This window comes from Luteitalea sp., from assembly GCA_009377605.1.
Taxonomy (GTDB): domain Bacteria; phylum Acidobacteriota; class Vicinamibacteria; order Vicinamibacterales; family Vicinamibacteraceae; genus WHTT01.
On record WHTT01000121.1, the window covers coordinates 1 to 14,464 of the forward strand.

The window sequence follows — 14,464 nt, forward strand, 5'->3', positions numbered from 1 at the left end:
TTGCTCGCGTGGAATCCGTGGCAAGCCGTCTTTCTCCGCGTGGTGGCCCAGCTGGAAGGGCCGTGACGGCGACACGCCGCGCCGCGGCACCGTGACACCGGGATAGCGAGGCCCGGATGGCATTCACCGTTCTCGAGAGAGGGAGAGACGACCTGAGTTACTGATAACTGAGCAGTCGCGAGCGCGGCACGGGCGCTGGCGACGGGAGTGTCCGCGCTCGCAGTTACCCCGCTCGGGCCGCTCAACGGATCGCGGCACACGCTTGTTTTAGGGCTAGTTGCGGAGTTGCAGCACTTCGGGCTCGACCTCGGTGCGCCGTGCGGGTAGGTACGACACGAACTCGACCACCAGTACAACGAGCACGGCACCGCCATCCCGCGTTGTAGCGTCGAGCGGTGCCACGCCGAACAGGAAGCCACCAATGCTACGCGCGTCCCTCATTCACCCGTTCGCGGCGTCGTCACTGGCGTGCTCAGCACTCGGAAGGCGCGCCTCGGCAGCTGGCTGGTCATGCCTGTTATCGAGATGTCGACGTCGAGGCCGTCCACGTGCGGCACGTAGCGAGGCCGTCCGACCGCACGTGCAGGATCACCGAAAACCATGGCGGTAAAGATGCTCCCGCAGCGATTCCAACACCTCGGGCTTGCGAACAAGACGTTGGGTATCGAGGAGCTTGAGTACGCCCACAGTCATGTCAGGCCGCAGGCCCGCTCGTCGCAGGAGTCTTTCGGCAGTGCGCGGCTCGGCGATGTCCAGCACCTGCAAGAGATCTCGCAGGTTACCTCTGCTCAGCGCCACAGCTCGTAGAAGCCTCCCGAGGTCAAGGGACGATTTCGCAGGGACGCCGGTGGCCCTGCACCAGGTGACGAGCGTGGTGCGGCTCACGCCCAGGAGGTTCGCCCACCTCTTCACCGTCTTCGGGTCTCCCTCGGCCGTAACGACCCGAAGCATCACCATAGCCCAGCGATCGGCTGCATAACGCAAATTGCACCTGCCCCGGCCAGTCGCGGAGAAACTGAGCCATGACAGCGCCAAAGCCTCCAAAGACACCCGGTCGACGAGGCTCGGCAACTCCCCATGAGTACTTTCTATAACGTTATGACGTTCAATACCGTACATGCGGTTACCGCACTGGTTCCTTGTTGCGGTTGTGCGACAGCGACGCGGGGTGGTCGGGGCTCCGATGGTGTTCACTTTTCCGTCGTTTCTGACCTTCACTAGCGCTGGCATTGGCGCTATCCTAATGCCCAGTCTCAGTCCTGCGCTCTAGATCTGTGCATGCGTATCTAGCCGCGCCCACAACGTGAGCGTCCGTTGAGTGACAAACTCATCGGGGGGAGGCTCGATGGCTAGCATTCTCGTCGTTCACGGTCAACCGTCAGTGAGTGCGGTTTTTGCCGAGATGCTCCGAAGGGATGGGCACGAGATCAGCGTCGCAGCCTGTTTACCCGAGGCCAAGGAAGCCCTCCAGTCATGCCGCTGCGGCATCGTAGTGACCGAGATGCGCATACAGTCTGACGAGGACGGACTTGACCTGCTGCGGCACGTCAAGGTGACGGCATCGGAAATCGAGGTGATAATCGTGACCGGCTTCAGCAGTTCCGCTGGCGCTGTCGCAGAGGCGATGCGGGAGGGAGCCTACCAGTACTTTACAGCTGCCGACCGACACTGATCGGTTGCCGTCGGTCGTGCGCGATGCGGTCCAACGCCGGATGGCAAGAACGGGTGGTTCGCCGGCACGTGGAACCACGTCGCTGACGGGTGGGGTCGTAGCCGTTGATCCGGCGACGCTCGCGATCTTTGGACGTGCGACGAGGGTAGCCGCAGCGAACTGTTCAGTCTTGATCACTGGGGAGACTGGAACCGGCAAAGAGGTTGTCGCAAAATTCATCCACCGCTCGGGGCCTCGGCGCAGTCACCCGTTCGTTCCCGTGAACTGTGGTGCACTGCCAGAGACCCTCATTGAAAGCGAGCTCTTTGGGTACCGACAGGGCGCTTTCACGGGAGCCGTCAGAGACAAGAAGGGATACGCGGAGGAAGCCCACCGCGGTGTGCTTTTCCTCGACGAAGTGGGCGAGATCCCCCCGGTGAGTCAAGCGCGTCTGCTCAGGTTTCTCGAGAGCGGAGAAGTCCCGCGCCTCGGGGACGCGCGACCGCGGTGGGTAGACGTTGCGGTAATTGCCGCCACGAATTGTGATCTCCAGCGCGACGTGGACCGTGGTCGATTTCGTCAGGACTTGCTGTACCGCTTGCGCGGAGTCCTTCTTCACGTGCCGCCACTCCGAGACCGCCCGCGCGACATCCCGGCGCTGGTGATGGATTGTCTCCGTCAATGCGCCGTACGATCTGGCCAGCCCGTCCGATCGCTTTCGGACGATGCGTGGACGTGGCTGCAGGAGTACCAATGGCCCGGAAACGTGCGTGAACTGAAGCATATGGTTGGGGGAGCCGTCGCCATGTCGACGGGGGAGGTCATTACCCGCCTTGACCTCGTCGAAGCGGTGGGAATCCCTCAATCCTCGCGGGCGCAGTTTCTGAGTACGGTGGCACGTGACGAAGAGGCACGCCGGCGCCTCCTTGAAGTGCTTGAGCGCTTTTCTGGCAACCGCACGCGCGCGGCAAGGGCGCTCGGAATCAGTCGCACCACATTTTGGCGTCGACTGCGGCAACCGCGCGCGAGGATAACTTAGGCGCGTTGAGCGATCAGCTCGATAGGATGGTGGTCGATGGCTGCCATGTCACTTCGTCGGCCGGTCATCGTCTTGGTGCGTCCGTGGACGCGTTCAATCGCCTACCGACCGTATCTGGAGCGGATTCATAGTGGCCGTCTGCTCCTCGATTGGTGTGTAGAGCGAATAGGCCTGCAGACGGACGCGCCGGTGTACCTGATGTACAGCCGAGCGTCCGACGAAGACTGCCTCGCACACGTCGTTCCACATCTGCCGGTTATCACAGCCCCCACAGATCTGACGCCCGGTCTGGAGTCACTGTGGGCCCTCGTTCAGCAGATAGGGCTCGACGACTGTATCGTTGCCGACATTGAGCTGGCGTTCGCCCCAGGCGGACTGATCGCTGAACTCGAAGCTTTTCACGATGCTGGAGGGTACACGACTTCCACGGTGGCCGGGCTACCGCCGATGGTGGCACCAGATCTCCTCAGTAGGCCCCTCCTCAAGGGCTTGATGGAGCTGCAAGTGCCGGATCTCCCTTCCCATCCACGCACCGCACTGGATCTGGTGGAACGGGCTCAAACGGCATTCGACCTCGGCCTATCTTTCCGGCGTGGGCGTCTTACTCCTCACGGGCAGATCTCTGGCGGAGTCATGCCGTCTGAGGTGTCGATACATGCCTCCGGCGATGTCGAGATCGCACGAGGTGTTATAGAAGCGACCGACGGAGCCAGTCAACAAGTGTCGCTGCTGCAGCTGTGGCGGCACCAGGCAACAGAGCGAAAGGGGCGTCACCTGTCCTCCTGGCGTTCGCGCCACCGCTCCCTTCCGCACGATCCAAAGCGAGTCCTGTACGTATCCAATCCCTCCGCCTGTTCAGGTGCTGAGGAGAGCCTGTGTCAAGTGGTCGCGCATCTCGATAGAGACCGATACTGCGCGGCGGGCCTCGTGGCGATGGACGGTGAGTTCGTCAGCCGCATGCGTCCCAGCACCGACGTTATGTTCGTTCGGAATCAGGAATTCGCGAGCAGTTCGTTGTGTAACTATCGCTACGTTCGTTCGGTTTTGCAGGAGTGGGCACCAAATTTGATCCACAACAATGGTGATTCGGGAACTCCTCTGTTGATTGCAGCTTCGGAACTCCAGATCCCTATGGTCCAGCACGTGCGCGTTGTCAATCTGAGCAGTTGGAGGGAAACGCTGGATTCCGCCACTAAAGTTATCGCTGTGTCACACTTTATCAAGCATCGTGTGGTCGCATGCGACGTCGATGAGAACGCCGTAAAGGTCATCTACGACGGCGTCGACGTCTCCAGGTTTGCACCAGATGTGATCGCTCGTGCCGACGCGCGCCGCCGTCTTCAATTGCCTGCCTCCTTGCGCACCGTGCTTATCATCGCGCGATTCGTTGCCAACAAACGTCACGATTTGCTGATTCGTGCCATCGCGGAACTAAATCGTCGCCATCTATCCGTTCATCTGCTGTGCGTGGGCGAGGCGATGCCAAACGACCGGACGTATGGGCAGACGCTTGCGTTGGTACATGAGCTGGACCTGAGGGAGCAGGTCACTTTCGCCGGCTTTCTGGCAGACGTTCGCTTGGCCATGGCCGCGGCGGACGTGCTGGTGTTGTGTTCGGATTACGAGCCGCTCGGCACATGTGTTCTGGAAGCAATGGCGATGGGCTTGCCAGTGGTTGTTACGAGGGCTGGCGGGCTTGTCGAGCTTCTAACGCATTCTGGTGGTGGGATGCTCGTGGACACCAGTGACGTCGCAGCACTGACACGCGCGCTGGACACGATTCTCACTGATCGGTGTTACGCCAGACAGCTCGCCGACGCCGGACTGGCGTACGTACGGGCGCATCTCACCTCGTCCAGCACCGCGCGCGATACGATGCTCCTTTACGACGAGGTTCTCGATTTGGAAACTGGATAAAAGGAGGGCGCCGCAAGACACAAAAGCACTGAACAATCGCCCAAAGGCACGCTATTCATCCCGTATGGCAACAAGCGGATCGATGCGGACGGCATAGCGAAGGGGAATTGCACACGCTGCCGCCGCGGTGATGCCAAAGATCAGTAGCGTCGCCGTCAAGGTGACAGGATCGACAGGCCGCACGCCGAACAGCTGGCTCTCTAGTAGGCGCCCAACGGCCAGCGAACCGCCCAGTCCGAGGCCAACCCCGATCGTCATCATCAGGACGACGTTCTTCAGGAGCAAACGTGAAATCGCCATGGGCGTGGCTCCCATTGCAATGCGGAGGCCGATCTCTCGTGTTCGACCGATTACAGACTGCAGCAGCATTCCGTAGAGGCCAACGGCGGAGAGGAGAAGCGCTAGGCTCCCGAACGCCGTTGAGAGAGTCGCCAGCGTACGCTCCTGACGCAGCGAATCCTCGACCTGCGCGTCCATGGTCTTGGCGTCCCGGAGCAGAATCTGGCCGCTACGGTTGTTGATACGATCCTGGATGACATTGTGCAAGCTTAAGGGGTCCACGGACGTTCCGACCGCGAGTGTCAGTGCAAAATGTTGCTCCAACCCCTGGGAGAGCGGCAGATATAATAATCGCGGTGGTTGTTCGCGTAAGCTGCGATACGCGGTATCTTGAACCACACCCACAATTTGGACGAATTCCTGCCCGAGGGTAAAGGACTTACCGAGTGCATGGTGGATCCCACCAAAATAGAAGCGTGCTGCTGTCTCGCTCATCATTGCCACGCGCTGCCCGTCGGCAGTGTCGCTTGTCGTGAACGTCCGCCCAGCGAGAACAGGAATCTTCATGACGGAAAAATAGCCTGGGCTGACCTCGTTCCGCGTGACCTGAAGGTCGGCGTCGGATCCTGCCACGAATCCGGGAATCCCGATGATGGCCCCGGCGCCCCCTGTGGTAAGGGGAGTCAAGCTCGAAAAGGAGACTTGGCTGACACCGGGAATCGTGCGGACGTCGTCGAGGAGAGTCGACCACAACCCTCCAATCTCGGCTTCGGAGAATGCGTGGTTGTTCGCCTCAACCCGCATCGCCAATACCCCCTCCGGCTGAAAACCCTTATCGACGCTGTGAAGCGCTTGCAGCGTTCTGGCGAGTAACCCAGTGGCGGTGAGCAGCATAATCGCCAGTGCGACTTGGCACAGCAGCAGGCCGCGCGCCAACATTCCGCGCCCACCGATCACGGCACGCGACTGTTGCTGGATCACCTGCGCAGGGGAGATTCTGGAGATCCACAAGACAGGCGCAACGCCACAGATCAGCCCGGCGACTAGGGCAACGGTTGCGGTAAACGCGACGACCCGTGCATCAAGAGGCACGTCAAGGTGGAACCCATCCGAGGGGTCGAGGAGCAACGATGCTAGTACATTAACCGTTCCCCATCCGACAAGCAGACCTAGCAGCGTTCCTCCCGCCACCAGCAGGAAGGTCTCGGCAGCTGCCTGGCGTACTAGTTCGGACCGGTTGGCGCCTAGCGCGACGCGCGTGCTCAACTCCTGCTGCCGTCTGGCCATCCGCATCAGCAACAGACTTGCCACATTGGTACAGGCTAAGAAAAGGACCAATCCGACAATCGCCATGAGCACTAACAGGGGGCCCGAGAATTGGAGTCGGAGTGCATCCAGTCCCTTATTGGCCGTGCTCAACCGCACGCGAGAGAAGTAGCCGCCCCGAATGTTGTCGGAAATACCTTCGCCTTCGACCCAGCGTGTCAGTAATGCCTGCAGCTCCGTATGCGCTGTATCGATGCTGTCCGCGACGGGCAGACGTCCGACAGCCGTCAAGAAAGACGCCGTGTTGTTCTCCAGGACTCGAGAATTGACCAGCGTTAAGGGAAAGGTCACATCCACACGCTGGCCGGGTTGCAGGCCAAAGAATTCGGGCCCGGTCACGCCCACAATCGTTGCCATCCTCTCACCCACTCGGATGGGCTTGCCTAGTACGTCCGGGCGTCTACCAAAACGCTGCTCCCAAAAATGATGGCTGATCACGGCGACGGAGCCGCTGGCGTCCACTCGGCCCATGGTCTGTTCGTTCTCGGAAAGCAGCACGCGCCCAAGCACAGCGCGTACGCCGAGAAGGTCGAAAAAGTTGTCCGACACATATTGTGCCGACACGGATTCGAACTCGCCGTCGATAGTGACAGCCAGCTCAGCGGTTTGGAATGCCGCGAGATGTGATAGCGCTGACGTTTCGTTCCTAAGCGACTGGAAGAGCGGGTAGGAAACTCCGCCGCGTTGCGCCTGAAGACCCACAGCTTCGACGAAGTACAGCGTCTGCGGATCGCGAACGGGCAACGCATTCAACAGTGCTGCGTTTGCGAGGCTGAAGACGCCGGCATTCGCACCGATCCCGAGGGCTAACAACACCAGGATGGCGCCCGTGCTTCCCGGCATGCGTAAGAGCAACCGCAGAGCGTAGTGCATGTTGCGGACTGTCGAATCCCACAATAGCGAGCGACGCATCGGAACAACTCCAGGGCTTGCCAGAATCGTGCTGGCGAATGGCTACGCGACCGACGTTTCACAGCCACAGCGAAATGGCGCTGTACGCGGAACAGGAAAACCGATCCACGCGTTGGTGTCAATCGTGATCTGTAGGGGCGGGTTTTTCGGCGGCGATCGCGAGCCGACCGTAGCAGCCTCGGAGGCGTGATCCAAGCGCAGCCTCCGCCAGTAAGCCATTCTAAACAGGAGACTTCATCAGGTCGTCGTAGATCCCGGCGACCGCCTCAGCCGAGGCGGCGGCGGTGAGATGCGCCAGGACGAAGTCCCTCCCCGAGCGTCCAAGGCGCACAGCTTTGTTCGGCTGGGCGGCTACGTCGACGAGTGCTTCCGCAAGCGCGTGCGGGTCATCTGGGCGGACCACCAAACCATTCACTCCATGACGAACTATTTCGGGAGTGCCTCCGCTCCTCGTCACCACGACGGGGACCGCCATCGCCATTGCCTCTACCACACACCGTCCGAGCCCCTCAGCATCGCTGCAGAGCGCGAGAACGTCGAGCGACGCGTGTACCCGACGGATGTCTTCTACGAAAGGCACCCATGTCACGCAGCCTTCTACCCCGTGTTCCGCGATTTTCGCGCGCGTCGAAGCGAACACCTCGGGATGCTCGAAGTTCTCGCCTATAAGCAGAAGTCGAATGTCAGGAATGCGTGTTCGAGCTTCAGCGATCGCCCGAATCATAATGTCATGGCGTTTAATGTTGGCGAATCGAGCAACCATCCCGACAACGAATGCTGTTTCCGGAAGACCAAAGCCACATCGTGCCTCAGCAGCACCGTATAGGTCGGGCCTAAAGGTGTCAGGATCTACTTCGTCGTAGATTACGGTAATGTGAGCAACATCACTGACCATTGAGAGGACACCCCTCTTCGCGAACTCGGATACCGCAATGATCCGGTCCGCCGCAGACGCATACTCTTCGTATGCTCCGAACACTCCATTACGAACATGGAGTACCGTCGGAATGCGAAGTGCCTTTACCGCGGCGAGCACTGGCAGGCCGTCGAGTCCGTTAAGATGAACGATATTGGGCCTCAGGTCACGCAGCACGCTAGCCGCGTACAGAAGGTTTTCGAGCGTGGGGCGAAGGAACTCTCTCTCTGGGCAGACGACCTCAACGTCGGCTTGCCGTAGACGGCTGGTAAGTTGTCCCTCAAGCGCAACGAGTGCGCATTTTTCAAAAGCGTGCTGTGGCAAGTGGCGGATGAGCTGGAGGAGACTTTCTTCTGCGCCAGAGTACCCTGAAGCGTGGGAAACGTACAGGACACGATGCACGCGGCGGCCGGGTCCCACAGGTGGGACGTTAGCAGCTTGTGTCAACCTCGCAAGTTCGGCTTCCCGCTGCTTCACGGCGAGTACTTGCCAGGTATTGAGGCGGGCCCACGACCCCTCCTCACCATCCGAACCCTGGTGCCGCTCGAGGACAGTCAAGAGACGATCCACGTCACGGGGGTACGCGACAGCGATATCCACTGCGGAGATAGGGCACGGCCCGTACAGCGTCTCGACGGGAATGCCTACGGCGGCCAATCCCACAGCGGTACTCACGTTTGCGACGCCTGTACGGCGCACGATATCGAGGACTGCCTCGCAGGTCTTGCCAACGTCCGGCAGGCCCAGCGCAACGAATCGAGAAATAAACTCCCTTCTGAAGAGGACCGGCGTCCCGGTGGTCGGGAGACCCTCTGCCCAGGTCATCCCATGACCACGCTCGACGTGAGAGCTCAGAGCTCGGCGAATCAGTTCGTGCGGAGTCAGGAGACATTCCAGTCGATAGACGAGGATGTTCTTGTCTTCTTCGCCCACCGCTTCGACGATCGCATGCAGCTCCAAGCACTCATGCGATCGATGGACCCTGCATGGGTGACCGCTCAGAAGGGTGTGGGCACGTCTGTGGTCCGTATCATCAAATGTCACCACGGTCACGTCGCGAGTTAGTGCTGCGACGGCGCAGACGCAATGTTGCAGCGCAGTACACCCGTGTCGCGAGTGGAAATACCGACGGTAGTACACGGATACAGGCAGGAGATCGAGCAGAATAATGGCCTGTGTGCGCATAACCTGGTGCCACCGTTGTTACAATTGAGAGGTCTCGGTCACTAGCTCAAGTCCAATCCGGCGACGTCTGTGGCGTCTGGCCGGGCGGCGGTTGTCCTGGGCGCGTCAATCGGCTCCTGGTCACACCTGGCGCCCTGGCTCACTAAGCGACGGCGACCGTTACTCGTACAGCCTCCACATGGGGACAGGTCAAGACAATCGACGCTTCTAAGGCGAAATCGCAGTCAGCGCGTCGGATCAAGCAAGATACGAGCGGAACGGAATGAGCGAAAGGCGCAACCACCCGCATCAGAGGTCCGCTGACACTGATAACTGTCGAAGGACCATGCAACCAGCACGACGACGCCAAGAATGTCGTCGCTTGCGACCATGCCAAACAGTCTACTATCCTGTGATGTCGAGCGATTGTCACCCAACACGAAATAGTGCTCTGGTGGAACTACTAAGTAGCCGTCGCGGACCCAGGTATCGAACATCGTGAATGCAGTTGGCGCCAGAACGTTTCGCGTTTCGTCTGGGAACACTGCGTCGGACTGGTCCATCCATCGGGAGTCGTGCCGCTTATACGGCTCATCCAGCACTACATCATTGATGAATACGCGTCTATCGCGAATGGTTAGCCGGTCTCCAGGAAGCCCGATCAGCCGCTTAATGAGCAGGTGCTGTGGAGCACCCGGGTTGCGACACTGGACGATGTCCTGACGGCGGAGCTTGCGGCCCCAGCTGCCGACGGCAGTCTCGACAAGCTTGAATACCAGCACCCGGTCACCGCTTTGGAGCGTGGGATGCATCGAATGGCCAACGAGGAGGGCCGGCTGAGCAACATAGTGCCATCCGAGCATGATTAGCCCAACGAGAGCGCCGTACCTCGCGATGCGAGGTGCGCATATCTGCGCAAAAGCGGGCCGGTTGGCCGTCACTGTGTGAGTGCAGGTGGCAGAGTCCACGAGAGGATGTCGTTGTTCGACGCGGTATAGAGGGTGTCCGCCATTGTCGTTATGGCACGCATTCTCGCCGGCAGGGCGAACGAGCCCACATAGCGCCCGGTGGCGCGGTCGTACGCGTCGACGACAGACGTGGGATCTCGCTGCAGGGGATCGCCAGGCTTTACGTCGGTCAGTGTCAGCAGATAGCGTCCGCGGACGGCAACGCTCCTCAGAAACTCGTCGCCCTGGGCGGGGAGTTTCGTAGCGCCAGTCGGCGTCAGTTCGAGCGATGGAAGCTCCGGGGCGGCGATGGTGCGAGTGAGATATCGGAGTTCTCCCGCGGGCGAGTACGACGCCAGGAGTCCGGCGGACCTCGTAACGTAGTAGAAGCTGTCGCCACTTGGCGACGCGACCGGAATACCGCTGACGGCCATGCCAAAGCGCGCGTGGTCTTCAACGAACGACGCGAGAGCCGTGGGATGCCTCCCAGGGCTCACGAGGAGGAGCATCGCATCGCCATACTCAAAGACAGGGGTCGCAACGGGTTGAATGACCAACGTGTCGCCGATGGACGCGATCGTCAAGGCGCGTATCGCCGCAGGAAGTTGCTTGGCGGCCGAGCCATCTGGGTGCAGCGCTTTCGTGATGCCATTGGGGTCGGCAACCCACACGAGGCCATCTGAGGTCACGGCAAAGTCCGAGATGGGCCTCGCCCCGTCACCGAGCGGTCCGTACCGACGAAGCAAGCGGCCGCGGTGAGAATAGAGTCGGATGCTCCGCTCCGCCTGCGATAAGACGAAAAGGCCATTGCTTACCGTGATCAGACGTGACGGAATCGCGCTACGTTCGACGCGGAAGGATCCGGTCGGCGTCTTCTCCCATGTTAGCCAGCTACGGGCTCCCTCCGCCTGCGTGGCCGGGACGATGTCTGGCGCCAGTGAAGGGGTCAGAATCATGACGTCGGGCGTTGGGACGGTCGCCGGCACGGGCGGGAGCACGAGTCTGCCGGCCATGCTGCTCGCCGCTAAGCACAGAACGGGGCACGCCAAGTACGGGAGAATCGTGCGGTTCATATGTGCCTCCGTCCCTCGTAATTCGGCCGGGACCCAAGCCCGCGGTGCCTGAGGCCCGGCCGATGCCGAGGCCTTTTAGCTCTGGTAACAGGTGGCACCGTTGCCCAGCGTGCAGCACTGCGTGGACCCGCCCCCGCAGCCGCAGTCTCCCGAACAGGAACTCGCAGAAGAGTACGGCGTGGCCAGCGCGGCGCCAGCACCTAGGGCCATGACGAGCAGACCAAGTCGCACGGCCGCGAGAGACCTGGTGCGACCTTGTTCTCGAGTGTCATCCTTGTGGTCGTTCATCCTGTGACTCCTTTCGTATGTACATTTGGCGGGGCCTATCCCGCCGGCCCGAGAGACGGCATGGTTTGAGAGCCTAAGAGCGATGCTCAAGACGGAGCGTCAGGCTTAGCGCAGCGACAAGGCCGTTGAAGACTATGTGCGGTGCAGTCGCGTCCGCCAGCGTGAGGGAGAACAGGCAACCGCACGGCGCCGGCACGCCCGCAAGATAGTTCGCTCCGAGGCCCACGGCAAACAGCACCAGGAGACCCGCTCCTGCGATGGCGGCGTACGGTCGCCAGATGGATACCATTAGGCCAACCGCGACCCACAACTCGAGCGCCGGAACGAGAAGCGTCACGTCGCGCGCCACTGGAAGTGGTACCAGGACGTAATTCCGCACTGCGGCGTGGAAACTGGAGAGGTTGATAATCTTATCGATAGCGGCGACGCTTAATAGCACAACGAGCCCGACTATCGTTGCCGCTCTGATTACGTCTGGGGCGAACGCTCGCGTCCGCTTCCAAATCCTCTCTGTCCTCCCTGTCGGGATGGCAAGTGTGGGCATTGTCCTTAACCGAGAAGCGGAGGCTGCTCCTAGGTGGCGAGCACGCGATTCAGGCTACCTTACCCGCTACGTGAGCAATTGTCGTACCTCCGGCTGGCGCAGGGACGGGACCCATATGAGCAACGAAAAAGAGCCCGGAGGCTAACGAGTGGGTAAATCGATGTGTTTCAAGGAGCGTTTCACCATGAAACAGTTGCATGAAACGCCTTGAAACAGCCACTCACGAAGGGGTCTTGTATGCGAAGAAGAAGGGGCTTCACTCGAGCAGCGCTCGCCCCGCGCAACCCCCAGAACTCAAGCAACCGGCGCAGCAACGCCGCGGTCGGTTCAGATGCCTGCCGCAGGCTCCGTGCTCGCGCGTTGGGGCGCCTTGATGTGGTGGAGAGGAACTCGACCTTCATCCATCCGCGCTCAAGTCGTTGGCCGAACGCCATCGACAGCGGCGCGCCGTTCCAGGCGCGGCAGTGCGGCAGTGAGATGCGGGCGGGTCACCCGCCGCAGCTGATCTCGAGATACGCCGCCTGCTCGTCGACGTGATGCCAGACGTTGCAAACAAAAACGCGATCGACGCTCGCGTCGGGCAGGAGGGGGTCGTCTGGCGGCACGAGCAGCGAGACGACGTTGCGCACACCGGCGTCATGAACTCTCCGATTGAGATGGAGGATCATATCTGGGCTCACGTCGACGGCGTAGACACGGCCGGTTGGCCCGACATGATGGGCGAGGCGCAGCGTGAAGTACCCGGAGCCAGCGCCAATATCGGCCCCGACCTCACCTTCCTCGATCTGCAGTGCCTCGACCACCTCGTGCGGCTTCTGGTACGCGTCCCGCTTGGGATCCTCGAGCGACGCGATGTATGCCGTGGGGTCGACGTGACGCCCGTGCATCTCATGCTGTGTCGCCGCGCGCTGCGCCGCAACCACGATCGGCGACACCGTAAGCATGCCAACGGCGGCAAACAGCCGCCACCCCCGCAAGCCTTCGTTCTGCTGCATGTACATCTCTCCGGTGCTTAACTCCACGAAAACTCGCCGAATGTTTCCTATCCCTGTCCTCTCCTATCGTCCCGCCGACGATCGTGAATATGTAGGCTTCAGCCTTTCCGATCGCGCCTTTCTTTGGCCGCGAGACGGAGAGCCCGTTCGGCGTCTTCGCGTTCACGCTCGAGCTCTTGGAGCAGCTCCTCTTCGGTAGGCAGGTAGAGCCGGTACCGGCTGGCGTGGATCCGCTGGTTGTCGCGGGGCAGCGTGATCTTGACCATCGCGTCGTTCTTGTCCGAGCAGAGGACGATGCCGACCGTTGCTGCCTCATACTCCGCGCGTTGGTAGCGATCGAAGTAGTTCACGTACATTTGCATCTGTCCCAGGTCCTGATGAGTGAGTTTGCCGAGCTTAAGATCAATGAGGACGAAGCAGCGGAGCAGACGGTTATAAAAGACAAGGTCGATGTAGAAGTGGTCGCTATCGAGGGTGACACGCTTCTGGCGAGCGACGAAGCAGAAGCCCTTGCCGAGCTCGAGCAGGAAGGACTCCAAGCGATCAATGATCGCTTGTTCGAGATCACGTTCTCGCCAGTTCGGGCGCTCCTCGAGCCCTAGGAACTCGAGGACGAGCGGATCCTTGATGACGTCTCGTGGCGCCGAGACGGTCTGGCCCTTCTTGGCGAGCGCCAACACTTGCTCCTTGTCACGGCTCTTGGCCAGGCGCTCATAGAGGAGCGAGGCGACCTGGCGCTCGAGCTCGCGAACCGACCACCCTTCGCGCGCGGCTTCGATTTCGTAGAAGGCGCGGGCCCGGTCGTCTTGCACGCGGAGGAGTGTGAGGTAGTGCGACCAGCCGAGCAAGGGCGGAAACAGGCCTCGGCCTGCACCTGCGGATTCGATCAACGTTGCTGAGTGAATCTGACCGCTGCGCGATTCGATCAACGGCGTTGATCGAATCTCCAAACCGCCAATATCAGGAGGGATTGCAGAGCCTCGGGGGTATGTCAGGTAGAAACTCCGCGCACGGCGCAATGTCGCGACACCGAGCCCTCGCCCGAAGCGCTGGCTCAGTCGGCTGGCGACTCCCTCGATGAGAGGTCATGTAACGTTGATTGCGGCCAACGCCGAGATCGGCGCGGCGAAGGCGGAATTCTTCCCGCGCATTGGACTGACGGCGTTCTTTGGCGGACAAAGCCGTGCGCTCTCCGATCTCCTGAGCGCGCCGGCGCGGATGGTGACGGCGAGCGTCGGCGCCTCGGCGCCGATCTTCAACGCCGGCCGGACTCGAGGGAACGTCGAGCTCACCGAAGCTCGCTGCGGAACGTGAGGAGCGGGGAGCCGAGCACGCTTGCCGTTGACGGCGTGTTCCTTGCCATCGGCCACCGACCGAATACGGCGCTCTTCACGGGCCAGCTCGAGATGGATC

11 protein-coding genes and 1 pseudogene are annotated in these 14,464 nt (G+C 61.0%); 5 read left to right on the plus strand and 7 right to left on the minus strand.

What is annotated here, in order from left to right; genetic code table 11:
• Positions 1 to 1,345: 1,345 nt before the first annotated feature.
• From GEV06_25640 to GEV06_25650, 3 genes are read left to right on the plus strand one after another with little or no spacing between them, the layout of a single operon-like run.
• Positions 1,346 to 1,672 carry a response regulator gene (locus GEV06_25640; protein MPZ21251.1) on the plus strand — a complete coding sequence of 109 codons (327 nt, stop codon included), beginning with the start codon at positions 1,346 to 1,348 and terminating at the stop codon, positions 1,670 to 1,672.
• Positions 1,673 to 1,712: 40 nt separating this feature from the next.
• Complete coding sequence (locus tag GEV06_25645; protein ID MPZ21252.1) at positions 1,713 to 2,690, plus strand: AAA family ATPase; 978 nt, start codon at positions 1,713 to 1,715, stop codon at positions 2,688 to 2,690.
• Between the two features lie 36 nt (positions 2,691 to 2,726).
• A complete protein-coding gene (locus tag GEV06_25650) occupies positions 2,727 to 4,607 on the plus strand; it encodes a glycosyltransferase (GenBank protein ID MPZ21253.1) in 1,881 nt (626 codons plus the stop codon).
• 51 nt (positions 4,608 to 4,658) lie between these two features.
• On the opposite strand, the gene GEV06_25655 is transcribed toward GEV06_25650, so the two are convergent.
• From GEV06_25655 to GEV06_25685, 7 genes are all read right to left on the minus strand, one after another.
• Entirely contained in the window at positions 4,659 to 7,124 is a 2,466-nt protein-coding gene (locus GEV06_25655) for an FtsX-like permease family protein (GenBank protein MPZ21254.1), read from the minus strand.
• A 220-nt stretch (positions 7,125 to 7,344) separates the two neighbouring features.
• Complete coding sequence (locus GEV06_25660; protein MPZ21255.1) at positions 7,345 to 9,225, minus strand: glycosyltransferase; 1,881 nt, start codon at positions 9,223 to 9,225, stop codon at positions 7,345 to 7,347.
• Between the two features lie 224 nt (positions 9,226 to 9,449).
• Positions 9,450 to 10,067: a signal peptidase I gene (gene lepB, locus GEV06_25665; protein ID MPZ21256.1), complete on the minus strand. Its 618-nt coding sequence runs from the start codon at positions 10,065 to 10,067 to the stop codon at positions 9,450 to 9,452.
• A gap of 74 nt (positions 10,068 to 10,141) precedes the next feature.
• The gene (locus GEV06_25670) at positions 10,142 to 11,224 is read right to left on the minus strand and encodes a hypothetical protein (protein ID MPZ21257.1); all 1,083 of its coding nucleotides are present in this window, start codon (positions 11,222 to 11,224) and stop codon (positions 10,142 to 10,144) included.
• Between the two features lie 361 nt (positions 11,225 to 11,585).
• On the minus strand, positions 11,586 to 12,056 hold the full coding sequence (locus GEV06_25675) for a hypothetical protein (GenBank protein ID MPZ21258.1): 471 nt from the start codon (positions 12,054 to 12,056) through the stop codon (positions 11,586 to 11,588).
• Between the two features lie 488 nt (positions 12,057 to 12,544).
• Positions 12,545 to 13,078, minus strand: coding sequence for a methyltransferase domain-containing protein (locus tag GEV06_25680; protein MPZ21259.1), 534 nt, complete (start codon positions 13,076 to 13,078; stop codon positions 12,545 to 12,547).
• A gap of 71 nt (positions 13,079 to 13,149) precedes the next feature.
• Entirely contained in the window at positions 13,150 to 14,130 is a 981-nt protein-coding gene (locus tag GEV06_25685; GenBank protein ID MPZ21260.1) for a DUF1016 family protein, read from the minus strand.
• On the opposite strand from GEV06_25685, the gene GEV06_25690 reads away from it, so the two are divergent.
• Positions 14,129 to 14,365, plus strand: coding sequence for a hypothetical protein (locus GEV06_25690; protein ID MPZ21261.1), 237 nt, complete (start codon positions 14,129 to 14,131; stop codon positions 14,363 to 14,365). The two genes, GEV06_25685 and GEV06_25690, sit on opposite strands and share 2 nt — an antisense overlap.
• Positions 14,350 to 14,464 (plus strand): annotated as a pseudogene (locus GEV06_25695) (thioredoxin-disulfide reductase). The gene GEV06_25690 and the pseudogene GEV06_25695 overlap by 16 nt, the downstream one beginning before the upstream one ends.